The organism is Dyadobacter sp. BE31, assembly GCF_031457695.1.
GTDB lineage: Bacteria > Bacteroidota > Bacteroidia > Cytophagales > Spirosomataceae > Dyadobacter.
Genome location: NZ_JAVDXA010000003.1, coordinates 1,020,389 through 1,046,751 on the forward strand (window position 1 = coordinate 1,020,389; position 26,363 = coordinate 1,046,751).

At 52.6% G+C, this 26,363-nt stretch carries 14 protein-coding genes; 11 read left to right on the forward strand and 3 right to left on the reverse strand.

Annotation, left to right across the window (positions count from 1 at the left end; all coding sequences use genetic code 11):
* Positions 1 to 150: 150 nt before the first annotated feature.
* On the reverse strand, positions 151 to 1,074 hold the full coding sequence (locus J2Y43_RS19890) for a DUF6454 family protein (protein ID WP_309986188.1): 924 nt from the start codon (positions 1,072 to 1,074) through the stop codon (positions 151 to 153).
* A gap of 156 nt (positions 1,075 to 1,230) precedes the next feature.
* On the opposite strand from J2Y43_RS19890, the gene J2Y43_RS19895 reads away from it, so the two are divergent.
* From J2Y43_RS19895 to J2Y43_RS19935, 9 genes are all read left to right on the forward strand, one after another.
* Entirely contained in the window at positions 1,231 to 1,884 is a 654-nt protein-coding gene (locus J2Y43_RS19895; RefSeq protein WP_309986191.1) for a DUF5683 domain-containing protein, read from the forward strand.
* 114 nt (positions 1,885 to 1,998) lie between these two features.
* Positions 1,999 to 2,988, forward strand: a complete 990-nt coding sequence (locus J2Y43_RS19900; protein ID WP_309986193.1) for an AraC family transcriptional regulator — start codon at positions 1,999 to 2,001, stop codon at positions 2,986 to 2,988.
* A gap of 101 nt (positions 2,989 to 3,089) precedes the next feature.
* Complete coding sequence (locus J2Y43_RS19905) at positions 3,090 to 4,691, forward strand: Na+/H+ antiporter (RefSeq protein WP_309986196.1); 1,602 nt, start codon at positions 3,090 to 3,092, stop codon at positions 4,689 to 4,691.
* A gap of 134 nt (positions 4,692 to 4,825) precedes the next feature.
* A complete protein-coding gene (locus J2Y43_RS19910) occupies positions 4,826 to 5,869 on the forward strand; it encodes a sensor histidine kinase (RefSeq protein ID WP_309986199.1) in 1,044 nt (347 codons plus the stop codon).
* Positions 5,862 to 6,539, forward strand: a complete 678-nt coding sequence (locus J2Y43_RS19915) for a LytTR family DNA-binding domain-containing protein (protein ID WP_309986201.1) — start codon at positions 5,862 to 5,864, stop codon at positions 6,537 to 6,539. The genes J2Y43_RS19910 and J2Y43_RS19915 overlap by 8 nt, the downstream gene beginning before the upstream one ends.
* 117 nt (positions 6,540 to 6,656) lie before the next feature.
* A complete protein-coding gene (locus J2Y43_RS19920) occupies positions 6,657 to 7,574 on the forward strand; it encodes an ATP-binding cassette domain-containing protein (RefSeq protein ID WP_309986204.1) in 918 nt (305 codons plus the stop codon).
* A 2-nt stretch (positions 7,575 to 7,576) separates the two neighbouring features.
* A complete protein-coding gene (locus J2Y43_RS19925; protein WP_309986208.1) occupies positions 7,577 to 8,353 on the forward strand; it encodes an ABC transporter permease in 777 nt (258 codons plus the stop codon).
* A gap of 96 nt (positions 8,354 to 8,449) precedes the next feature.
* Entirely contained in the window at positions 8,450 to 12,706 is a 4,257-nt protein-coding gene (locus J2Y43_RS19930; protein ID WP_309986210.1) for a T9SS type A sorting domain-containing protein, read from the forward strand.
* 41 nt (positions 12,707 to 12,747) lie between these two features.
* Entirely contained in the window at positions 12,748 to 16,992 is a 4,245-nt protein-coding gene (locus tag J2Y43_RS19935; protein WP_309986213.1) for a T9SS type A sorting domain-containing protein, read from the forward strand.
* Positions 16,993 to 17,026: 34 nt separating this feature from the next.
* On the opposite strand, the gene J2Y43_RS19940 is transcribed toward J2Y43_RS19935, so the two are convergent.
* Together J2Y43_RS19940 and J2Y43_RS19945 are read right to left on the reverse strand one after the other, a co-directional pair.
* Positions 17,027 to 20,104: a two-component regulator propeller domain-containing protein gene (locus J2Y43_RS19940; RefSeq protein ID WP_309986215.1), complete on the reverse strand. Its 3,078-nt coding sequence runs from the start codon at positions 20,102 to 20,104 to the stop codon at positions 17,027 to 17,029.
* On the reverse strand, positions 20,097 to 20,729 hold the full coding sequence (locus J2Y43_RS19945) for a response regulator transcription factor (protein WP_309986218.1): 633 nt from the start codon (positions 20,727 to 20,729) through the stop codon (positions 20,097 to 20,099). The genes J2Y43_RS19940 and J2Y43_RS19945 overlap by 8 nt, the downstream gene beginning before the upstream one ends.
* Before the next feature lie 431 nt (positions 20,730 to 21,160).
* Here J2Y43_RS19945 and J2Y43_RS19950 point away from each other — a divergent pair, with 431 nt between their 5' ends.
* The gene (locus J2Y43_RS19950) at positions 21,161 to 23,404 is read left to right on the forward strand and encodes a T9SS type A sorting domain-containing protein (protein ID WP_309986219.1); all 2,244 of its coding nucleotides are present in this window, start codon (positions 21,161 to 21,163) and stop codon (positions 23,402 to 23,404) included.
* Positions 23,405 to 23,494: 90 nt separating this feature from the next.
* Entirely contained in the window at positions 23,495 to 26,128 is a 2,634-nt protein-coding gene (locus J2Y43_RS19955) for a zinc-dependent metalloprotease (protein WP_309986221.1), read from the forward strand.
* Positions 26,129 to 26,363 lie beyond the last annotated feature (235 nt).

Sequence of the window (26,363 nt, forward strand, 5' to 3'; positions counted from 1 at the left end):
ATTAATGACTATGTCGTCATTTGTAGTCAGGTGTTGTCATGAGTAGTCAGGTGTTGTTAGGTGTTGTCAAGTGTTGTTGGCTGTGGGCGATCATTGCTCCCGGTTCTACCTCAACTTGGTGTGGGCTGCAATTCGTCCTGAAAATGCCGTCTAATGGCCTTCGTAAATGTAAACAACCGTGTGGTCGTCATCCGGTGCGAAGGAAAGCCGGAGTTTGCCGTTTTTTATTTCCGGGAAGAAGGGGTTGTTGCAAATACTCGCACCCCGCGGTGTTTTGATCGTCAGAGGCAGCTGGTAGAGGGTTTGGTACCCGTCGGTTCTCATGAGCTGGATGCCGCCTAATGCAAAGCTCTGGTCACCATGTTTCCACCGGTTGAGTCCGGAGCAGAGCATCATCGTGTCCCCCATATACTTCGCGTCCTGGATCTTGAAAGTGAGCATAGGATTGGATTCTTTTGAAATCAGCTCCCAGCCGTGGTGGGTATCAGCCTTGCGCGCCCATTTATAGAACTGCTCGGCGTCCCAGTTCATACCTATCACTTCTTCATTTCCCACGCACACCACTGCACCGAGCGCGTCGCGAACGTCCCACATTTTTTCGACGCCCATCGTCTGCGGGTCCATCCTGTAAACGGTGGAGTTGCCATGCGGGCGGTATTCGCAAACCGGTATCCATATGTACTTTCCATCGAAGTCGATGCCACCAGGGTGGTAAACGCTTTTTTCGCCGATCGTTATCTGGCCGACCAGCTTTCCGCTTTCGTCGAATTTGAAAACCCGGCCAATGCCCTCACCGGTGTCGCGGTCGAAGCCGTCCACCGGGCTGGCGTATTTTTCGGGCCAGCGCTTCACGTCCACGGCTGTCAGGAAGTAATAGCCGCCGACCTTCGTCAGTCCCTGGGTGTGGAAGGTTTGAAACGGTAAAACGATGGAGTCGATCAACGTGAACTGCTTTTCGGAGGTGTACCCGGGCAGTTTTCGGGCTATTTCACCGTGATCGTTCTGGGCGGCGGTCTTTTGCGCCACCAGTGCCGAAACCGCGGCAAGCAGGACGGCCAAGCATTTAAATTTCATAAACGGAACGTTTCAACAGGGTTAGGGTCCTGACCGGCAAATATAGGATGTTGCTGAAAAGAATATTCAGCGGAAAGGGCGAAGCAATTAACATTTTTTATGTTGCGGAAACGGGGTCGGCGTGGTTGCTTGCGACCATTAATCATTTAGCAAGCCATGACTCACATTTTGAAATTTTCGTGCATCGCCGCATTTTACCTTGCATTGACAACGGCGCCGGCGATATCCGCCAACCCTGCATACCCTGACAACTCCGCTACCGCTGACACCGCCCGCAAACCGGGCACGCACGACGTAAAACCTCGCAGTCCCCGTAAGGCGGCGCTCCTCGCCATTGTACCGGGCTTAGGGCAAGGCTACAATGGGGATTTTTGGAAACTTCCGATCGTATACGCAGCGCTTGGAGGAAGCATTTTTACGGTTCATTTGAACGCCCTTAAATACCATGATTACCTGAAAGCATATTGGTCGTTTTATGACCAGAGTACCGGTACACCTGCGCACGGTATCACCGAGGATACCGAAATGCCGGTCCGGGTGAGAAAGCCCCTCAACACAAAAAGTATGGTGAAGCTGCTTACAAAGGATCAGATCGTGAGGAACAAGGACGTGTGGCGCAGGTACCGAAATGTGTCCATTCTCACTTCCGGACTCATTTACGTGCTTACCATCATTGAAGCCAACGTCGCTGCCCATCTTAAGACTTTTGATGTTTCCGATGATCTGTCGGTCAGGATCGGGCCTGGTGCGATAGAGGTGCCGTTTTCGGCGTTTGCTCCCGGTTTGCAGGTTGTCTTCAACTTCAAGTAGCGGGTGGTTACCCGTGAAGCCGTTTGTCTACGGAATCTGCTTTCCGTCGACGAAATATGGCAGTCTCTCGTTTTGCCGCTATTTTACGTCGTTTATTAAAATAGCACATCATCCATGGCCGCAGCCCTCATCCACTCAGCCGATTTCATCCACGCAGATTCCTTTCCCAACCCGCAATTGCTCCGTCCGCAAATAGGGGTAAGCGCTGGCAGGGAAGGCGGTGCCGGGCAGGGTGCAAAAGTGGGGAGTCTTAAATTCAGAAGCTGGCTTTTCCCGGATATCCACGTAATGAACCTGCATTGGCAGGTTGGCCGGGATGTGAGCATTGTTGAAGAGAGCCGTGCCGACACTGTGAATATCAATTTCCAGCTGTCCGGCCATATGAATACGCGGTTCACGGGTATCGCCAGAGAAGTGGGGATGAAACCTCACCAGCATAACCTGATTTTTTCGCCCGAAGGCAGTTTTCGGAACACCGTCCGGGCGGGCGAGCAGGTGGAGATGTTCCATGTCAGCCTGAGGAAAAAGTATTTTTCGGACCTGATCGGCTGCGATGATCGTTGGAGCGAACGCGCGCAGGAGTCGCTGCTGAAAGACAGGCCTTTTGCAGGTGTGGAATCGAATGCGGCCATGACGCCTTATATGCAAAAGCTGATCGCGGACATCAAACAATGCGGGCAGTCGGGGCCCATGCAAAGGCTGATGCTCCAATCGAAGGTGTTGGAACTGGTCGCATTGCACCTGGGGCAGTTGCAGGCAAGTACTTCCTCCGCGCCGGGCCTGACAATGGCGGAAGTCGGGCGGTTAAATGAGTTGAAAGCTTACCTGGACGTACATTTTCTGGAAGATTTCAGCTTGCCGCAACTTAGCCGGCTATGTTTACTGAATGAATTTAAACTCAAAAAGGGATTCAAGGACCTGTTTGGTACAACGGTATTTGCCTATTTACGCAAGCTAAGAATGGATTTTGCGGTGAACCTCCTCCTGGATTCTTCCAAAAGTATCGATCATATTTCCGAGATGCTGGGCTATGAACATCCCCAACATTTCTCGACGGCATTCAGGCGCTATCACGGATCGCCCCCTTCAAGCTTCCGTGCTTGAAAACCGGGGTGGGCTGATGGTGACGACAATTGTTGAAAGGAGCCTTGCCGATCGCAAATAATTTGGCAACTTTCACGGTAAACCGACCGCGAGAGGCTTTTATGATTGACCTGATACCTTTTATTTTCATTGTAGCGACGCTCGCCGTCGTTTCCGTCCTGTCCGATAAAGTACGCATACCATACCCGATCCTGCTCGTCCTGGTAGGATTGGTCATCGGTTTTATACCCGGCCTTCCGCTTGTCGAACTCGACCCGGAGGTTGTGTTCCTGCTCTTCCTTCCTCCACTGCTTTTCAGGGCCGGCTGGAACACGTCCTGGCCGGCTTTCCGGGCTGCGATACGGCCTATTTCGAGACTTTCCATTGGTTTGGTTTTTCTGACAACCTGCGCGGTGGCGGTGGCAGCCCATTATTTCATCCCGGGCATGCGCTGGCCGGTCGCATTTGTGCTGGGTGCCATCGTTTCGCCGCCGGATGCGGTCTCCGCGACCAGCATTATGAAAGGCACCGGGCTGGATAAGCGTGTAATCACGATCCTGGAAGGGGAAAGCCTGGTGAACGACGCCTCCGCGCTGATTGCCTACAAGTACGCGGTGGCGGCGGTGATGAGCAGCACTTTTGTACTCTGGAAGGCGGGTGTTCAGTTTCTGTTGGTGGCCGCAGGCGGGATTCTGGTGGGTACCGCGGTCGGCTACGGGTTTGCCTACATGATGAAGCGCGTCCGAAGCAACGCCATGCTGGAAGGGACAATGTCGCTGCTCGTGCCGTTTATTTCGTACCCGGTTGCCGAGGCCGTCGGGGTGTCGGGCGTTCTGGCGGTGGTGAGCACGGGGCTTGTGACATCGTGGCTTTCGCACGAAATGTTTTCGCACCAGGGGCGCACCCTCGTGACTTCGGTGTGGGATATGATCGAGTTCCTGCTGAACGGAGCGGTATTTGTGCTGATCGGCTTTCAACTCTCTACGATCGTGCACAACACGGTGGAATACAGCTTCGCAGATTTGATCGGCTACGGGCTCATTGTCAGTGCGGTAGTGGTCATGGTCAGGCTGCTTTTCATCGTGCCCACGGCCTACTTTACGGATATGCTGCCGACGGGCGAATACCGGCAACGGGAGTCCGGTTTTGACTGGAAGATGGCCATTGTCCTGTCGTGGACCGGCATGCGCGGTGTAGTGTCGCTCGCCACGGCCATGGCCATTCCATTGGTGATGGAAAACGGGAAGCATTTCCCGTATCGGAAGCTGATCCTCTTTGTGTCGTTTGTCGTGATCCTCGTCACATTGATCGGCCAGGGGCTATCATTGCCGTATTTGATACGCAAGCTGGGGATCCGGAGCTCGGGGCAGGAAGAGGCGGAAGAGGAAACCAGGTTGCGCCTCCTACTGGCTAACAGTTCACTCGATTTTATCCACGATCATTTCTCCGAAACCAAAATGAACCCGGACGTGGCCGATCAGGTGCGTAAGTTGTATGAGCTGCGAAGCAACTGGATCAAAGACAAAAAGTACGGAACAAATCGGCAGGCGCCGGGAACCGCGGACTTGCTGAGCCAGGTCGTCGATGCCCAGCTGGCCGTTACGCAATTCAAGCGGGACCTGCTGCTGCGGCTTCACCGGGAAGCCTCCTTTTCCGAGTCGGCAATTAAAAAGATGGAACGGGAGCTTGACCTGGACGAGGCCAGACTTCGCTCGCATGTATAGGCGCTACGTGTGTGTGCCGCTCGTTCCGTCACCGCCCGATGAAGCCGGTCGGTGCAATGGGTCTACTGGCCGATAAAAAACGGGCGTTGGCGGTGTTTCTTTTTCAGTAAACCCGGAAATGGGTATTATCGCATATGATTGAGCCGACAAAAGAAGCGTGGCAGCCGATACTGGAAAGAAAACTTCCGGTGTTGCTGCATTTGCTGGGATGGGGTATTTATGCTACCCTGGTCTTCTATGGGAACTTCGCCCGCATTTCTCCCTGGGTTTTCTTTGTACACTATGGCCTGGCTTTCGGCACGCACGCGGGTAGTTTTTATCTCAACTATTTGTATCTGGTACCCAATGGCTTGCCTAAGTACAGCTTAGCGCGTTTTTTATCAGCCAATCTGCTCGCAGCGATATGTATGGCTTCCGCCGCAGTACTGTTGGAAGATCGGCTTTTGCCCGGAAGTAATATGATCGGACGGCTGCAAGGAGGCGATTTGCTGCCGCTGCTGACGAGAATCAGCAATTACGTCGTTTTTGCCCTTCTCGGGCTTTTTGTACGGCTGAGTGTAGATTGGTACCGTAAATTGCGGAAGGACAAGGAAATGGAAAATGAGTATCTCAAATCCGAGTTAGCATTATTGAAGGGGCAGATTAATCCTCATTTCCTCTTTAATTCCCTGAACAACCTTTACGCACTTTCCTTGCGCCAGGCTCCGGAGACGCCCGCGGTGATCCTGCGTATTTCCGAAATGATGCGCTATCTGTTGTATGAAACCAACGCGGGGATAGTACTACTTGAAAAAGAGATCGAGATGATACGTACCTATGTGGCTATGAATGAGATGCGGAGCAAGTCTGGCGAGGGGATCAAATTGGAGATTTCCGGAAACCTCCAAACTATAACAATCCAGCCATTGCTGCTGTTGCCGTTGATAGAGAATGTATTCAAGCATGGTGCGTCGCCGGTGACGATCACCATTCATTGGGCTTTCCCGGTGCTCCGTGTTCATACTGAGAATAAAGTACGTGCGGCAAGCCCGGAGACCAGCGGCGGCCTGGGTATTGCCAATCTGCGCCGAAGGCTCGCATTGCTTTACCCGGCTGTGCACGAACTTGCATTTCACCGGGAGGGTGACACATTCATTGCAGACCTGGCCATTCAACTCAACAGCGAGGCTCATGATTAAATGTATCGCGATCGACGATGAATTCCTTGCATTGGAAATAATTGAAAACTACGTTTCCAAATGTCCGTTCCTCGAACTGACCGCTACCTTTTCGTCGCCGTTGGAGGCATTACCGATGCTGAATCGCGGCGGATGCGACCTGCTTTTCCTGGATATCAACATGCCCGAAGTGAATGGCATGGATTTCCTCTCGGCAATCCCCGCTCCGCCGCTGGTCGTGCTTACCACGGCCTACCCCCAGTATGCACTGGCCGGGTTTGAAGCTGGGGTGGTCGATTACCTGGTCAAACCTTTTTCCTTCGAACGCTTTTTAAAGGCCATACAAAAAGCGCAGTCACGGCTGGTACCGCGAATGGAAAGCGGACCGCAATATCTTTTTGTTCGGTCGGCGCACAAAATGATCCGTGTGGATCTGGACGGTATCCTGATGCTCGAAGGCAAAAAGGACTATGTAGCGGTGCATACCCAAAGCAAGGTGATCGACACGCTTACCACATTGACGGCATTTCAGGATAAGCTGCCGGTAAAGGACTTTGTGCGTGTACACAGGTCTTTTATCGTCGCTCTGAACAAGATCAACGCCATTGAGCGCAACATCATTTATATAGATGAAAAGAAGGTGCCTGTCGGCGAGATGTTCCGCGAAGACTTGCTGCGGCGCATCGGCTGATCCCCACATTTTTTGGTCGTCTGTTTCTGGGCGTTGGAAGGCAAAAAAAGCCTGTTGATGATTTTATTTCCGCTTGTAAAAAGCGCTATGTTCCTTTGATACACCATCAAAGCATTCATGGAAATGGAACAAGCGGTCATCGAAACCGACCACCTGGATTACGCCTTTCAAAAGGGCGACAGAATCCTCAATGACATTAATCTTCGCGTGCCGCAAGGTAGTGTGTATGGCTTTTTGGGTCCTAACGGTGCAGGAAAGACGACGACACTGCGTCTTTTGCTGGGGTTGCTGCGCAGCGAAAATCCGGGGATCCACATTTTTGGAAACCAGATGCCCGGCAACCGGATTGATATTTTAAGACGCACCGGCTCGCTGATCGAGCAACCTTCTCTATACCTGCATTTGACCGGTCGGGAAAACCTTGACGTATTCAGACGAGCGTATGAATGCCCGGCAACGAGGGTTGAAGAAGTATTGCGCATTACCGGGCTTTCCGACGCTGCCCATAAAAAGACAAAGGCATATTCGTTGGGCATGAAACAACGGCTTGCGATTGCGATCGCGTTGCTCCACGATCCTGAGCTGCTGATTATGGACGAGCCCACAAATGGCCTGGACCCCAACGGAATTATCGAGATACGCGAACTGATCCGCGATCTTAATCGGCACCAGGGGAAGACGGTGCTTGTTTCGAGCCATTTGCTGGCGGAGGTAGAGAAGCTCGCGACCCATGTGGGCATTATCCACCAGGGCAAGTTGCTTTTTCAGGGAACATTAGCCGAGTTGCAGAGTTTCCAACACCGGCATTCATTCCTGGAAATCGAAGTAGATAATGTTGTCAGAACCGAGCAAATCCTCTCCGGCCGGTTTCCTGTATTCATCAGAGGTGACTCTACGGTACATGTTGGACATTCCAAACCCGCTGAGGCGGCATTGATCAATCACATGCTGGTAGGTGGCGGGGTAGGTGTGAGCCGGTTGTGTGTGATGGGTAACGACCTGGAAAGACTTTTCTTAGACATTATTTCAGCTTAACGATGAAAACGAAATTTTTCGCAAATACAACGGCCGAGTTTATCAAAGCGAAAAGAAGCTTTGCAATGTGGCTGACGATCCTGGCAGCGCTTTTTATGCCGGCTATCAACGTTGTGATCCTGTTGGAAAGGCCCGACATTTTGCTTGTCAAGTTTGAACAGACTCCGTGGCTCACATTCTTTCGGTTCAATTGGAAAAATGTAGCCGCTGTCATCCTGCCGATGTACATTATATTGATCACAAACCTGATTGTACAGATCGAATTTCGTAACAACACCTGGAAGCAGGTATACGCTTCGCCCCGATCGTTTGCCGATATTTTCTTTTCGAAGTTGGTGGTGATCCAGATGCTGGTACCGGTCTACATTCTTTGTTTTGACGGGTTTGTCATGCTGGCCGGCCTGCTGGTGCACAGCCTGAATCCCGCGTACCGATTAATGGCAAGCAGCATCGATTGGAGCAGTTTGCTACTGATATCCTGCCGTGTGTATCTGGGGTGCCTGGCCGTATCGGTCATCCAGTACTGGCTGAGCCTGCGTTTTCGCAATTTCGTTATTCCGCTTGGCCTGGGTTTGGGCTTGTGGATCACTGGCATTGTATTAATGGATTGGGATAAAATCATCTATTACCCTTACGTGTATTCCGCATTTATGTTTTTTATTGATTTCGATAAGGAGCCGCAGCAGCTTGTGGTTCTTACAATCAGCTCTGTCACGGCACTGGTGTTATCCATAGGCATTGCGTACTACGATATTAAATACCGGCCGGAAAGGCCATAACCGCAGTAAGAAAATTTTCAGTAGTTAACTGGTAGAATTACTTTTGGTTACATCCGGGCATTTTCATTATGTTTGGTATCCAAATTCCACCTCTCTATGAAAAAATTTTGCGTGCTGTTTGCATTGTGTTTCCTTGCCTGCTTTTCTCTTTTGGCCCAATCTCCGTCTATTGCGATTACTTACCCCGAAACGGCCTGCCTGAATGCCGTCCAGAAGATCCAGGTGGCGATCACGGGCAAGTACAATGCGGATAACAAGTTCTCCATACAGATCCGGAAGGGCGACAACCTGCCCGTAATTTCGGAAATCCCGGCGCGCCTGGTGGACGGTAAAATTGAGGTGGTACATTCCGATTCCAGCCTTTCGATTCCCCGGTATATACAATTGCGCATTGTGACCACTTCGCCTAAAACCGAAAGCGATTGGAGGAATGTCGAAATAAACACCAAAGGAAGTGTGAACCTGGCCCTGGCGGCTTCGGACACGATCAATCCCGGGGAGGATCTGACACTCAAATTCACGACATTCAGCAAGAGCTCGGCGTCGGTGACGCTCAACGACAGCTCCGATTTTAGCTTGTCTTCGTTCGCGGAAGGCTATTTTGTGAGCTTCCACAACAAAGGTGTGAATGCGACCACCCCATTTTACATCGCGCACGCCGAGAATGTGTGCGGCCCGATGAAAGTGAGCGGGCAGGTAAAGGCCACCCTGAACCCGACAGCGCTGCGGACACTTTCGGTGTCTCCCGCGGCTGTGTGTGAGGGAAGCGAAATTCGTGTGAACTTCTCCACATCAGGCCCGGCGCTGCCTGCCAATGCAAAGTACAGGTTGCGGATCGGCGTTTTTCAAGGGGATCATTCGAATGTAAAAACAGTGGAGGTGCCGGCGCAACTGAAAGACAATGTGCTGGTGGCTAACTTCCCCACATCGTTCAACCTCACTTCACGGAGCTCATACAGCCTCCGTATCGTCGCCGAAAACCCGGCGATCCTCGGTGCCTATACGGATTTCAACTTTGTGGTTTACCCGCGCGCGGGGGCCATTATTAATACCCCGAGCAAGACCATCGAAATGGGCGAGAAGCTGCCGGTCGGTATCACATTTTCGGGCATCGCGCCCTATTCGGCGACATTGCAGGACGGTACGGTGCTCTGGTCGTCGCAGACCAACGGCCAGATAGACGTGCGGCCTGAAAAAACGACTTCTTACACCATTAAAAGTTTTACAAGTGGTTGCGGCAGCCAGGCGGTAAGTTCGGGCGCTACGATGGTGGTGACCGTCAAGCCCGGCATTGCGATGGAACCGTCGGTAGGGGAGCGTTTCCTTTGTGCCGGTTCGAAGGGCAAAATCAGGATATTTTCGAATATCGCACTCAGCGATGGTACCACGTTCACGGTCAACGGCATTGTGAACGAGCAGAAGGTCCATTCATTTCCTGCTAAAAAATCGGGGGATTACCTGGAATTTGATATCCCGGTATTGCCGAAAGGAACCGACCACGCTTTGAGCTACGACAAGATCGGGGCGTTTTACATTTCGAGCAGCAATCCGGCTTACAAATCAGGCTATTACTATGATTATGCGATTAGAAGCATGCCCGAGATGGTGGTTCTGCCGCATTCGGTTTTGAATTACAAAAATCCGTCCGAAGCGGGGTTTGGATACGAGCTGTACGGAAACGGGCCTTTCAAAATCGAGGATGCCGCTGGTAAAATCTACAACATCGAGGGCTACTCGGCCTGGTATCCCAGTTTTTACGTCAACAAAACGCAGGATTTTAAGCTGAGATCGATCAGTAATGCGTGTTTTAAAAATGAAACTGTTCCGGCTGTCCGCCTCACGCTCGATACGGCCGGTGCTGCTCCCGGGATTTATGTTCAGCCGCTGGATAAGGTTATTTGCAAACAGGATAGCCTGGAAATCACTTTCATCAAAACCGGAACATTCAATCCGGGGAATACATTTAAGATAGAAGGGTATATCGATTGCTGTACGTTCCAGACGCTGGCGACGGTGAGCAAGGATGGTACGCACAAATTCAAGGTGCCGGTGGGTCAGAGACAGATCGGCTACGCGAGTTTCAGGGTTGTTTCATCGAGCCCGGCCATTACCAGCAATCAGTTTGAAATAGAAATGCAAGGTACGCCGACCGATTTCAGCGTCAACCCCTCCGGTACACGGGAAGCGCCTGCGGAGTACCTGCAAGGGCAGGAGGTGGGATTATCGCTTTCCAATCGCGAGGGGGGACTTACCGCATTCACCTATTCGGATGGCGTCGGCGAGCATACACAGGAGTTGAACCCCTCAGTTTCTCATGCGGTCGTGCGGCCGCCTGCCGGCATTGTCAGCGGCTACACCGTCAAATCGGCACAGAATAAATGCGGGACCTTTCCCGTCAATCTGACGACCTACATCCGCGTGGTTCCATATCGCATTGTCATATCGGCAGGGGAGAACGGGTTTCCATTGTCGGCCTGTCGGAACGGAAGCCTGACCGTGCCGTTTGTCATTCTGGACGGAGACGCTTCGAAAGCCACTTTTGCATTGCAAATAGCCCGTGATAAAACCTCTGAGTTTACCGACCTGGCAACCGGCATCACCGCACGCACATTTTCCATTGCCGTCCCCGAATCGGTCAGTCCCGGCAGATACCAGATGCGCGTCGCTTCCTCGGACGGCAGCGTTTCCAACGCGGTGGACCTGGTGATCGGCTCTGCGCCGTCGGCGACGATCAGTTCCTCTGAAAAAGATCCTATTGTGCTCAATCCTGGACAGGGTGTTTACGCTATGGTCAATTTCACGGGAACGGCGCCCTGGACGATGATTTACGAAAACAGCGAAAAGCAGAGTACCGACAATAACCCCTATCAGCGACCGATTTCGGCAACCGCGCAGCAGGAGTTTTCGCTTATCTCGATTTACAACAACTGCGGTTACGGGCCGGTATCGGGCAAAGTTTCCGTGCAAGTGAAACCGTCGCTGAGCGTTTTGCCTCAGCAGGAGGAAGTCTGCGCTGGTGGCACCGTGCGGGTTTGGTACCAGTTGCAGGGCGATGCGTCGCTGGATAAGGATTACATCGTTTTCGAACTCGTGAACACGCGGACCGGGAAAGTCACCGGTGTGGATTCTACGCGTGTGCGGGCAAGTACCCTGCAATTGAAAATGCCAACCGAACTGGGCGATGATTACTACCAGTTCCGGGGTGTGGTAAGGAGCTATAACCTTTCCGCGAACTCGGCGTTGAGGATTAAAACAAAAGTGGACGTGTCGATCATCGGCAACACGACGATCAACGCGGGGGAAAGCACCCAGGTGCAGCTCCGCAGCAACAGGACCGCCAATGAGGCCATTAACTATCGCCTGTCCGACGGGCAGACCGGCACATTCTACGGCGGCAGTGGCAATACGGAGTTTTTCCTGAAAGTGAGCCCAACGAAAACCACCACTTATACGCTGGCATCCGTCGATAATGGCTGCGGCGAGGGTAAAAAGTCGGGTAGTGCAACGGTGGAAGTGAATCCGCCCAGCGAACGGACAGTAACCGTTACAAGCTGGGAGCCGTTCGATAATTCGGCTTTCTGCGTGGGCGAAGCCATCCTTGTTCATTATACCCAAAAAGGCAATTTTTCAGCCGGGAATACAATGACTGTCCAGTTTTCGGATACCACAGGACGGAATTTTAAATCGGTTACGACAACCGGCCAGGCCTCTCCGTTGAAAGCCAGCATTCCCGCCGATTTTGTTCCGGGCAAACAATACAGGGTGCGGGTAGTAGCTTCCGACCCTGGAACGGGCAGCGGAGCTTACGAGTTTCCGCTTTCGCCCGGCACCAGGGCAGGCGCTCGGTTCGCTTCCGAATCGATCATTAAGGATGTTTCCGGTACGCCAAAGCTCGTGGTGCTGCTCACCGGAACCGGGCCGTGGGAATACGCCGTGGGCAGTCCGCTCGGTACGACAACCGAGTTCTCAACCTCACCTACCGATACCCTATTCCTTAATGATCGCCCGCTTGCCGATTACTATAAAATACTGCGGGTGTCAAACCGCTGCGGCACCGGCACGGTGGAGAAACCGGACATTGTTCAGGTGGAGGTGATCACGGGGGAGCCTTCGCCAGCCGTTACGCGGGTGGTCGTCGCACCCAATCCCGCAGACCACCGGTTGCTGATCAGGTTTGCCGATGCTGCCGAAAGGACCATACGGCTCGTCAATGCGGGGGGGATTCCCATGCTCATGAAACATAGCGTGTCGATGGAGGATGAGTTGAATATCAGTCAGCTGCCGTCCGGTATTTATGTATTGCGTATTGAAGGCAAAAATTTTAAATCAACTCACAAAATCATCAAACGGTAGCAGCCCACCTTTTTTGACCAGCCATTGAAAAACATCAACCTATGAAGCATATTTTACGGGGACTGCTGTTCCTGGTCCACCTGTCGCTCCGGGCTAATGCGCAAACGCCATCCGTCACAGCAGGTAACCCCGAACTGGCCTGCCTTGGAAAGGCGCAGCGCATTCCGGTTACGATTGCAGGTAGTTTCAATACTGATAACCAGTTTTCGGTACAGGTACGTGAAAATGATAAACCCACCGTGCTAGCGACATTACCGGCCGTTTTAAAGGGCGAGAATATCGAGGTCGTGTACCACGATTCGACGCTTTCGGCGTTTCCGATGTTGCAATTCCGCATTATTTCCTCTTCGCCCAAAACCGAAAGCAGCTGGTCCTATTTCAGGGTCCATTCCAAAGGCACTGTCCAGCTCGCTTCCGCGATTTCGGATACTGTCAATCTGGGAGAGGAGCTGGTCCTGAAATTCACGGCTTTCAGCAGCACGGAGGTGGACGTAACGCTCAACGACGGCACCCAGCTGGAATTAACCCCGTATTCGCAGCCGAATTTTACCGCATACCACACAATAGGTGCCCACACGACGGAGCCATTCTCGATCCGTACGGCCACCAACGTATGCGGTGCCATGCGTACGAGTGGCGTAGTCAAGCCGGTTGCGAACGCGACGTCCGTACGGACGCTCGCGGCGGATGCATTCGATGTTTGTGAGAATAGCCAGGTCAGGATAGCATTCAACACGATGGGTGCGCCGCTGAAACCCGGTAATAAATACCGCGTCAGGTTCCGGTCGTCCGACGCGTCGCCCTTCGTGACCGTCAAAACCATGGAAGCGCCCGCCGAGTTGAAAGACGGCTGGGTGGTAACCCGCGTACCGGACGGCCTGAACCTGACCGCCAAAACGAATTTCAAGGTGATCATCATCGCCGACGAGCATGGCATTGTAGGCTCGCCGGGTGATTTTATCTTGACAGTCCATCCCAAGCCGCAGGTTAGCTTTTTCACACCGGATACCCGCATAGAGCTGGGTAGTGAGACGAGGGTAGGGGTTGTTTTCAAAGGTGTACCACCTTTTTCGGCACAACTGGGCGACGGGACCGCGATCACCGCCAGTTACTCGGGAGAGGTGTATGTTGATAAAAGTCCGGACAAAACTACCACTTACAGCATTCCTTCGATGTCGTCGGGATGCGGCGTCACCAACCTTCCTGCGCCCGCACGTATGACCGTAACCGTTGGGCAGGGCATTGCGCTGGTTCCCTCGGCTAATCCGCAGATACTATGTGCCGGCACTCGCGTGCGGGTCAGGATCAGGTCGAATGGCAATTTCAGCGCGGCCACGTCCTACACGGTGAATGCCGTCTACGGACCTTCCAAATCCTATTCGTTCCCGGCGACACGCGATGGGGATTACCTCGAATTTCTGATTCCCGAGCTGCCCGCGGGAACGCCGCCCGAGCAGCTCTACGACGGTTTGAATAACATGTACATCAGCACGCAGAACCCGGCGCTGAAATCCAGTCCTTCCTACATTTACCTGATCCAGAGCAAGCCGCAGATCGTATCGGGCACGAGCGATTACACATTCGGAGAGCCGGGGCTCATCACGCTCAACTACAAACTGTACGGCAAATGGCCGTTTACAATCGAAGACGAGGCGGGAAACCGTACCGTTGTCAAAAATGACTGGTGGGCGCCCGAAGTTTATCTGGATAAGACGAAGGACTTTAAGATCAGGTCGATCAGCAATGCTTGTTTCAAAACCGAAAACATCCCTGCTACGCGCCTGACGCTCACGAGCAGCGCGGCACCCGACCTGTACCTGGAACGCATACCCGCACGTGTATGCGCGAACGACAGCCTGGAAGTGAAGATTCTGGCCCCGGGTAAGTTCGGAGCAGACAACGAGTTTCAAATTCAGGTCTATGCCGACTGCTGTAATTTCACGACGCTCAAAACCGTAAAAGCAGGAGGCACTTACAAAGTGAGAATTCCCGCGAGCCAGAACGGTTACACGTATCTGGCGGGTATCAAGGTGGTATCTAAAAACCCTTTCCTGACGACCGAAACCTACCAGTTCGGCGTCGATACGCCGTTGACCGACTTTGTGGTTAATCCGGCGGGTACCAGCGAGCAACCTGCCATGCTGCCCAACAACGGCGAGTGGTCCGTGAATTTCACCGCGAAGGGAGGCGGGGCATCGTCCGCCGTTTATTCCGACGGCACTACCGAGCATACCCTTGCTTTCGGAGAGCCATATCAGGCCATTATCCCGATCACTGCAACGCCGGGTGTTACCACGGTTTATACGCTCAAATCCATGGGCAACAGCTGCGGCGTGCAGCCGGCGAATTTGTCGACATACATTAAAGTCCTTCCTTACGAAATCAAGGTCGCCGGTTTTGATTTTACTGCCAACCGGTTTTGTGCCGGTAACCAGATCCGCGTGCCATTTGGGTTTGCCCATGGAAGCCCTGGTAATGGCGTGACGTTCAGTATGGAGCTGTCGCGTGCAGACGAGGTCACCTACCGGGTGATTGCCAGCGGCGAGCATTCCAATGTCATTAGTGGAGTGCTACCGGCCAATCTGGCGGAGGGAAATTATAAAATCCGCATCGTGTCGTCCGACGGCGTCATTTCAAATACAGCCGATTTTTTGGTGGGTGTTTTACCCGGTGCCACCATTTCGAGCGATTTGCCGCAGCCGATCACCATCCCGGGTAGCGGTTATGTCGAGCTGGATGTGCGGTTTACGGGAACCTACCCGTGGACTGCCGTTTATGAAGATAATACCAGCCAGACTGCTACCCATAACATAAGGCGGAGGATTTATCCGAACCAGGGAGGCACTTTTGAGCTTAAAACTGTATACAATCAATGCGGCTATGGCGCGGTTTCCGGGTCGGTGGTTGTGAAAGTACCTCCCCGGCTGACGGCTTCGGCCGACAATTATGCCGCGTGCAATGGAAAGACTTTCACCGTGAACTACGAGCTGTCCGGGGACGTCGAGGCAGGCGACGGCTACATTGCATTCGAAGTGATCGACCCGCAAACTTCCAGGATTATCCCGCTGGATTCGACAAAGGTTAAAAAGGGTTCCATCGACCTGAAAATTCCATCAAACCTCACCGGTGATTTGTATCAGCTTAAATGTACTTTCAAAAAGGGCGGGCTTTCGACCGATTTCTTCATTTACATTACACGGCCTGTGCAAGTGACGATCAGCGGTAATACGGTGATTAACAATGGCGGGCAAACTGCATTGATCCTCCGCACGGATAATACTGTGCCGGATCGGATATTTTATGAATTGTCGGACGGTACCAAAGGCTCATTTTTGGGCGGTTCGGAGCATTACCTGACGGTCAATCCCGACAAAACGACCACGTACACGCTTAGGTCCGTTTCCAATAGCTGCGGCGCCGGTACAACCGTCGGCAGCGCTACGGTGGAAGTGAACCCTCCGGCTGCGCGCACGGTGAGTGTGACGAGTTACGGATCTGCAAGTATGGGAATGTGCGTGGGAGATTCTATGCTCGCCTATTATACGCAAACCGGCACATTTACGGCGGGTAACATCATGACGGTCCAACTGTCGGACACCACCGGGAAGAACTTCCGGGCTATTCCTACCGCCGGCAAATCATCGCCGCTTCGCGCATTGCTTCCAGCGGATCTCTCGCCGGGCAAACGTTACCGCCTGCGTGTAGCCGCGTCCGATGCCGGTACGGCAGCCGGTGCCTATCCCACGCCATTGACTACCGGAGAAAAGGCTACCGCGCGCTTTGCGGCGGATTTTGTGCCTTACAAGGAAGGCAGCGATCCGGTGGCGGTGGTACTGCTATCAGGGAGCGGGCCCTGGCAATACGACCTTGTCCTGGGCAGCAACCGGCAAACACGCTATGCAACCGCCGCAGTCGACTCCGTTGCATTATCGCAGGCATTGCCGGGGCAGGTTTACACGCTGCGGAATGTATTTGGCCAGTGCGGCACCGGCACAGTCGGTACGCCTTCCAATGTGACGGTGACGTTGGTCACAGCAGAGCCGCGTCCTGTGGGCAGCCAGGTGATTGTTGCACCCAATCCGGCACGGGATTACCTGCAAATCACTTTTGAAACAGCGCTTCCGCGAAGCATTACGCTGTTCGACAGCCGGGGTACCGGCATTCGGGAGAAACAGGCACGGGGTCGGCAGGAAAGTCTCGATATCCGAAGTCTTGCGACCGGCGTTTATCTATTGCAGATTAAGGAAAACGGCAGAAAGCAGGTGTTCCGGGTGGTGAAGTATTGATCGCCGCCGGGAGCTTCCTGGTTATCAACTTGGATTAGCTTACCGCCGCACGCCCGAAATTCAAAGCAATGGACGTCCTGCTCCCGTCGATTACCCGGGCGTTGATTTGAATGCCCAGCAGTACGCAAAGATCCTTCACGATCACCAGACCGATTCCCTTCTGCCCGGGGTTTTGAGAGGCGTGCAGCCAGTCTTCATAGGACTGGTATCTTTGGTTAAGCCATTCGACGAGCTCAGCCGGCATACCGCCTCCGTCATCCTCGATGGTGATTTGCCCCGCAGCAGTTTCGCGGGCAGCTATCGTGATCGTGGACTGGGCCACCTTTAGTGCATTGTCGATCAGGTTGTGTATGATGATGGAAAGCAAGTTAGGATCGCTGAGGAAGGTGAGCCTTGGATCGATCATTGCTTTGATTTCCACCTCCCGGTGCGCGGCAATGCCCGCAAACAACCGGGAGGTAGCAGCAACAAGATCAGCTACACTAACAGGCACGATCTCCCAGCGCTCCGAGGGTGATTTGCTTTGTAATTTGATGTAATCCAGGATGCTCCGCGTGAGGGTGTTCAGCCGCTGGGATGTATCGAGGGTTTCGTCGCTGAGCCGGGTAATCAGCGGATCGACGGCCGGTTGCCTGTGGAAATACGCATTGAACTGTTTGAGCGAAAACCCAATGTAGAGCAGGGGCGTCTGGATATCATGGTTCACTGCCGCGATAATCTGGCTGATCACCCGGTAATGCCGGATCAGGTTGGCTTCACGCTCTTTTTTGATGTGGTATGCCGACCGCGCCCTGACCGATATCACGAACAGACCAAGTAGAACCGCTCCGGCCAGCAACCGGAACCACCAGGTTTCGTACCAGGCGCGCGGAACCCGCATATGCACCGTCTTGTAGGTGTAATCGTGCGTCCCGAAGCCGGTAACCTTCCGGATCCTCAGGACGTAATTGCCGTACCCGAGCCCGGGTAACGATACAACAAAATCCGGGTTCACAGGTATCCAGCCATCCGTTCTGCCCGGGCCTGAAAGGGAATACTGCATCCGGATGTTTTTGGGATTGCCCAGATAGGGCGTGGTAACTTCCAGCCGCAGTTGCTCGAACCCGTGCGACATTTCGAGGGTGTCTGCAACGGGCATCGATTTTCCATCTTCCAGCACAGTGCTGATGAAAATCCCGCGGTTGGGTAAGGCCGGTCTTACGTCCTGTGGTTTAAACCAAACCAGCCCATTGATCGACGGGAGCGACACAATGCCGTTGGCAAGGGTTACGGCACAGGGGTAGCAGCCCCCGTTGAACTCGTTACTCCCGAAACCATTGCTTTTGTCGTAGAACAGGTAGTAAACCAGGCTTCGTTTACGGTCGGCGTAGTCGACCAGGTGCTGTTTGGTGACCTGAAACAGCCCACGGTTGGTGGTTATCCAGAAAAACCCTTTCCGGTCCTCGACAATGCAATGTGCCGTGGCGAGAAAACGGTCGTCATCCAGCGGAAACCGTACCGCTTTGTCCCCTTTCAAAAGAAAAAAGCCGTTTCCGTAAGTCGCAATCCACGTGCCTTCCTGCGTGGTGTAGGCGCTCCGCACGACCATGTCTTTCAGCGCTTTGATCAACTTAAAAGTGCCCGTCCGGGTATTCAGCCGGTAGGTATTGCCCTCGGTGGCCAGAAGTATAGTTTCGTCGTTCTCCCTGCCGACGATCTCGTAGTTGTGAATGCTCAATCTGAACCTGAGCTTTGGCACATATTGCCCATTGACTTCGTCCACCGAATACACGGCATTGGTTTCGCACCCTACCCACAACCTGCCGCGTGAATCTATACTAAGCGATTTTGCTTTTTCGGGCAGTTTGATATTAGCCAGTATTTTGCGACCACCCGGGTCCATTTTATAAATGTCAAATGCATATTGAAACCAGAAACTGCCATCGTTGCATGGAGCCATGTGAAACCTGCTTCCGGTTTTTTCCAGGAAGGGTGCCAGTCGTTCGGGGATCGCTTTTATCGTACCTGGCTGGGCCGTGAAGGCATATCCCTGGGAAGTCAGTATCGAAAGCCCGGGGCCGGGAACCTGTGCATAATATACGTTGTCCGCATTGTCGGTTGGGAGCTTGTTGGCATAGAAGTCCTGTTTTTTAAATTGAAATAACCCATTTGTAGTGCTGCCGAGGAAGAGGGCGCCGGCGGCTTCGTCGAAGTAAAACGAGTGAATTTTGAATTTTTCCAGGTCAAAATCCCGCAGGATCAGCTGGGTAGTAAGCTTGCCCGGAGCCGTTGATTTGGCGAGGTACAGTGCGTGGCCCAGGTATAGAAATGCCTGATGGGAGATGTTGTTCCAGAATATTTGGTAATTGCTTTTGTTATTGGAAAACAGGTTGTTATGCTCGATTTCCCCTTCGATAGTGACGTCACGGATCACAGGACCGATCGCTTTGAGATCGCCTTTTGAATCGACCACATAGGGATTTGCTCCGATCAGCAGGAAATGGTTGAAAGGCCCTTTTGATACAAAAACGCGTTTGCCGTCCTTATAGCAGGTAATGATGGGGTTCTGCCAGATGTAGGCAGTGTCGCTGCCCGAGGTTACGAAATAGGGCTCAGTATCCGGAAACACCGCGTGCAGGGCAGGCATACTGGCCAATGCGCTGTTGTACCTGATCTCGTTTTGTGCCAGGGGCTTAAACAGGTTGTAGTATTTGTAAAAAGAGCTGTCCACTGACACTTGTCCGTTGGCCAGGATACCTACATATTCGTTCTTTTCGGACAATGCGTAAAATTCCGGAGAATTGTCGGCGGCGGTTCCCGGAAGGGGGATAAACCCGCGGAACCGATTATTCGAAATGGGGATCACGGATTTTTCGAAAGTCACAAACCGGCGTCCGTCGAAACGCACCAGGCCGGCTTCGGTGGTCAGCCAGATAAAGCCATTCCTATCCTGGGCAATTGCCTTGACGCTGTTCTGGGGAAGTCCGTTTTCGTCGGTAAACTGCTGCATCAGGTATCCCTCGGGCGCCTGCTGCGCACTCGCATATACAGGTACGAGCAAACACATAGCCGATAATGCGAACGCCAGCGCACTTTTAGAAATATACGACCACTTCAATGGCTGCTTAATCATTAACCTGAAAATACTTGGTGAGCTCGATCACATTGTTTACGCCGAGCTTTTCAAAGATCTTGGACTTGTATATACTGATCGAAGAGGACGAAAGGCTTAATTGTTCCCCGATATTTTTGGTGGATTGCCCTTTGACGAGCAATTGCGCCACGTCCAGTTCCCGCTCCGACAGTTTCTCCGTCACATTTTCCCGCGTCTCTTTGGTGCCCAGCAATTTGGCAAATGCCTGTTGCATTACCTCCGGGCTTGCATAAGTGCGGCCGCTCAGGACATGGTCTACGGCTTTGGTAAAATCGTCGTTGATCGCGGTTTTGGAGATATAGCCATTGGCCCCCGCCTTTAAGAACGGCACTGCATAAAGCTGCTCGTCGTAGCTTGAACAAACCAGGATCGGGAGATCGGGCTGCCGGAGCCTGACGGAATGTACCATGGTAACCTTATCACCACCGGGCAGATTGATGTCCATGATCAGTAAATCAAACTTTCGTTTTTCGAGCATCGCGATGGTTTTGTTGAAATCGCTGGTGCAAGTTATTACCGCCTCGGGTTTGTGTGCCATCAAAAGAAATTGAATACCCGCCAGAATCAACGGATGATCTTCTGCGATGATGATCTGAATACTCATGTGTGAAATGAAATAGCTGTCGCCGGAATCTTGTGACAATTATAAAGAAAATCAATGATAGTAGTTATTCGACATCTCGTTAAATTTTTTAAATAGAATTCACGCATTTGTTTAACAGACGATTAAATTTTTGGCAGTGACCCTCCCGGTTACACGTAATACATTTGTCTGGTTGCTAATCCGGAATGGATACGTCGAGCGGCGCATAACAGACCTGGTAACTAACTACGCTGAGTGGTTTTTCTAACGTTGAGTAATATAATCTTCTCCCGGTAATGCCGGGAGATATGATTCTGAATGACTTGCCTGCCAAGCATGCATGCATTCTGAAAATATAGCCCTCCTCCATATCTATAATTCGACATGCAACGGGAGTCGACAGGCCCTGCGGCATGCCTTCGGTAATTTATCGTTATCAAAACAATTTATTTATGAGCAGAAATTTACTTTGTTCGGCACTAAGCTGGGCGGTACTCGTGGCATTTTCATCCGCGTTTACAGGTCCAAACTCACACAAAACATCGGTACCGGCCACAAGCGGTACAAAAGCGAAACCGATGGCCCTCATGACATCCTGCGATCCGGGCGATCCCGCATTTGTGGATACCGACGGCGACGGGGTCGGCAACGATTGCGACCTCGATGACGACAACGACGGTATACTGGATACGAATGAATGCGCCCCATCTGATTTTTTCTGGTCGGGCAAGCCGACGATCGTCGGAAATACGGCAACCGGTACGATTAACGGAATAGGTTATACTTATCAGTCGTCGCAACCGATTGGTGCCACAGGAGGTGTGTTTGGAATCGGTAACTTCCCTGCCTCATACGGGGTACCCAGTGTCAACCCGACGATTCAGAACACCCAGATCACTAATAACACCTTAACATTCGCAAGCCCGATGACCGACCCGGTTTTGGTATTTGCATCCATTGGAAGCGCTTCCATTTCCGTCGGTATCAACTTCGGTGCACCCGTTGAAATATTGTGGTCACAGTCTGTTGTACAGAATACATCCACGAAGATTACCGGAACAGAGGGATATGCCATTGTCAGGATGACCGGTACATTCAGCAGCGTCACCTTCAACTATACCGTAGCCGAGAACTGGGCAAATTTTGTATTCGGGGCAACTGTTCCGAGGGTATGCGACTTTGACGGGGACGGAATTGCCGATCAACTGGATGCGGACAGCGATAACGACGGATGTCCCGATGCCATCGAAGCAGGCGGTACGGATGGCGACGGCGATGGCAAACTGGGTGTCTCACCCGTACAGGTAGATGTCAATGGCAGGGTCACGGGTCAAGGTGGCTATACCGCCAACTTCCAAAACGCGAAACGTGCAACACGCCTGCTCGTGGACACTGCCCCCGGCAATCAGTCGGTGGAGAGCGGTGGTACTACTTCGTTTTCGGTGGCCGCCAATGCTGCTTCTACCACTGCTTACACCGCATCGGTTCCCAACTATACCGATCCCAGCGCGACCAATGTATCAGGCACGATCCAATACCAATGGCAGGAGGATACCGGCTCAGGGTTTGCGAATATTAGTAACGGGGGTATTTACACCGGGGCTACCACCGCCACACTTACATTAACAGGAGTAGGTTTGGTAAAAAATGGCGCGAAATACCGCGTGGTTGTGAAACATCCGGATAATGCCTGTATCCTGGAACAGCGCGAAGCAACCCTTACGGTGACGGGCTGTTTGACCGATATCGGCGGCACTGTTTACGATGATCCTACCATTCAGGATGGTGTGAATGGATCGCCGGCGAACGGGACGACATTGGGCCTTTATGTGACACTGATTACAACAGGGCCGGGTGCGCCTTCACAAGCGGTCGTGCCGGTGAGCGCCTCGGGTACCTTTTTGTTCAGCAATGTTCCGGCCGGCAGCCACCAGCTGGTGCTGGGTACAACAGCTGGCGGTTCTACGGAAGGCCAGATGCCTACGGGATACTTCGCGATCCGTGAAGGCGCGGCAGTTGCCTCGGGCAGCGGAGAGGGTGACGGCACTGCGGATGGTATCATCGGCTTCACAGCCGACTGTGCCGGTATCCAGTACACGACAGCACGTATTGCCGGGGACGTTAGCTACCTGGACAACAACTTTGCCATATCGATCGAAAACCCATTGCCGGTGACACTGATCTCCTTCTCGGTGACCGCGGAAGAACAAAATGTCCGCCTGAACTGGAATACCTCGGCAGAAACCAATAGCGACCGTTTTGAAATTCAGCGCAGCCGCGACGGGAAAAACTGGGCCGCATTGGCGTCGGTGGATGCAAAAGGCGAGAGCAGGGTTAATGAAGCCTACACTTACCTGGACCGGCAAGCCAGGTCGGGCAACAACTTCTACCGCCTGAAAATGATTGATAATGACGGCACTTTTGCATTCAGCAGCCTCAAAGGCATCCGAATAGAAGGCCAAGAGCTGGTCGTCGCATATCCTAACCCTTCCGACGGAGCGGTACAGCTGACGGTCGCCGACTGGAAACGGGTTGTAAATGTCACAGCGGTGGATATGAATGGGCGGAAAGTGTTTGAGACAGGCCGCCCGAAATCGGAAACTGTACCACTCCCGGCGCTGGGCAAAGGGGTAAGTGTGTTGAAGATCCTGTATGAGGATGGGACAGTGGAAGCAGTCAAAGTGGTAAGACGCTAACCTGAGCTTCTCCCGGCATCGCCGGGAGAAGTTTTTAATTTTTTAGAATCAATCAATTCGTTCGTTTATCAAACTAAATTTTGTGCATTTATGAAGAAACTTCTAACCGTTTTATTTGCGCTGTCCTTTCAATTGGCGAGTGCGCAAAAGGGCTTTTTTACCAGGGTAGCATCGGGCGATAATGCTGCTGCCCGCGAAAACGTCCACCTGAACAAGCATTCGGTTTTTCGCATTCAGACGAAAAACCTGCAAAATTATCTGGCCGGCGCACCGCGTGAGTTCAGTGCGAAAAATGCGGCAGGCCGTACGTTGGAAATCCCGCTGCCGAATGGCAATACGGCACTTTTTGAAATTTTCGAATCGCCCATTCTCTCTCCCGAAGTTGCTGCCCGGCACCCGGAGATCAGGACTTACGCCGGCAAGGGGGTAACGCAAAAGGAATATTCGGTCCGTATCAATTTCACCGCCATCGGTTTTAGCGCAGTCATTCTTGGCGTGGAAAATGATGCCGTGTATTTTGAAAAAATCGACACGGATCTCGCCGACAGCACTTACAGAAGCTATTTCTCGCGGGATGCGGTGAGCCCTAAGAATACCACGGAGAAAACGGCTAACAACCGCTGCGGAACGCTCGACAGCGAAAGCCGCGCGAACCGGCAGAACGCTAATGGGGAGAACAAGAGAACTAGCGCGACGGCGTCCTCCGGCGCCACGTTGAGGACATTCCGTTTAGCGATGGCTGCCGATGCGGAGTTTACCGCCCACAAAGGCGGAACCGCGGCGCTTGCCTATGCGGCACTGACCAACTACGTCAACAACATGAATGCCGTTTACAGAAAAGAGTTAAGCGTTTCATTTGTGCTGGTCAGTGATGAAACGATCGTTTACACCGACGCCGCTACCGATCCATACAACAATGACGATCAGGACGCAATGCTCAATCAAAACCAGGCCCATCTCGACAATGTCATCTCGGGCGGTTACGACGTCGGGCACGTGCTGGGGTACGCGGGAGGCTCGGGCGGGGGAATTGCCGCGCGCGGGTCGGTATGCGATCCTGCCTCGAAGGCCCAGGGAGCTTCGGGTATAGGCAGCGGATCCTTTCCGGATGTGTTCGATCAGCAACTCATTCAGCATGAAATAGGGCATCAGTTTGATATGAGCCACAGCTACAATAGCAACGTGCCGGTTTGTACCACGCGGTCATTGGATACTTCGGTAGAGCCAGGATCGGGTACGACCATTATGAGCTACGGTTACACCTGTAACAACACCGAAGCGGCAGACGGGTTGGTTGGTAATGATGATTACGAAGGAAGTTACGGGCCGATCCTGAATTTCCACGTGGTCAATTACGAACAGGCCAATGCATTTATTGAAACATTGTCGTGCTACACGTCGACGGCTACCAACAATGCTATTCCCGTGATTAACCCCATGCAATCGAGCTGGACGATCCCGAAATCGACCCCGTTTGCACTCAGCGGATCGGCGACGGATGCAGATGCGGCCGATGTTTTGAGCTACTCATGGGAAGGGACCAATATCAGCGATGTAGCCGACAAGGCTGCGCTGACCGCTACCATACTTTCCGATCCTTCGAGGCCGCCGTTTTTCCGGTCATATGCTCCCGTTTCCGCTAACGGTAGTTCCAGCCCGGGTACCCGCTATTTCCCGCGACTGGCGGCAATCCTGGACGGTTCAAATTACGCCATTGGCGACAAATTGCCTTCCGTAGGTGTGGTTACGACGCATAAACTGACAGTTCGCGACAACAACAGCGGAGTTAATTCTGCCGCGGTTACGGTAAACGTCGACGGCGGTTCAGGGCCATTTTTGATTACCAATGACACCCCGGGCAGCTTGCTGGGTCCTGTTGGTTCCTATCCGCTGGCAGGCCCGATCACTATCAACTGGAGCGTCAACGGAACAGCGGGCGCACCTGTTAACTGTACGTTGGTTGACATTTTCCTGTCGACAGACGGCGGGCTGACTTTCCCGACGACTCTGGCCTCTGCCACTCCCAATGTGCTGGGAACGGCCCTTGTGACTTTACCATTGGTCAACACCAATAAGGCCAGAATCAAAATAGCGCCCAGCAGCAGTACAGGGGCAGGTAATGTGCCGAACGTGTTTTTCGATATCTCCAATGTCGATTTCACGATCGGCTCGCCAATGCCTGTAACCCTTGTGTCTTTTGAAGTAAAACAAGGCACAGCAAACTCGGCGTCGCTGACCTGGCAGACTTCGGAAGAGCGCAACAATGCCGGTTTTGAAATAGAAATGAGCCTCGATGCGAGAAGCTACAAGAAAGTAGGTTACGTGGACGGCAATGGAAATACTACCGCAAGCCGGCATTATCAGTATTCGGTGAAAGATCTTCAAAGCGGCAGGTACTATTTCCGTTTGAAGCAGCTGGATTACGATGGCAAATTTGAGTATTCCCAGATTCGGGCGATCGAGCTGAAAAGTGCCGGAGAGGTTGTGGCCGTATACCCGAATCCGACCAGCGGTAAGTTGAAAATCCACCCTTCGCTGCATAACGGTCAGGCTTTCGCGGTAAAAATTGTCGATCAGAGCGGCCGTATAGTGGTATCACTCCCGACCAGCGACCGTTATACCAATGGTTATGAACTAGATGCGTCGGGCTTGCGATCGGGCATATACAGCGTAATCCTGACAGGGGTAAATTTTACTGAAAGTATCAGATTTGTAAAACAATAAGCCGGCAGGCAGCCAGCGAATCCGTCTTACAGACATATTATTGAGAAACAGAGCGGGGAATAATTTCCGCTCTGTTCTTCTTACGATTAGGTAGCTATTATGACATGCAGATGCCTGTGAACAACGAAAAATTTCCGGACTTTCCTTACCGCGCAAGCGAGGTGGTCCGGTTTATTCAATCAAAAGAACTGTTCACATGCATGCTGAGCAATGGCCGCGTAATCCATTTCTGCCC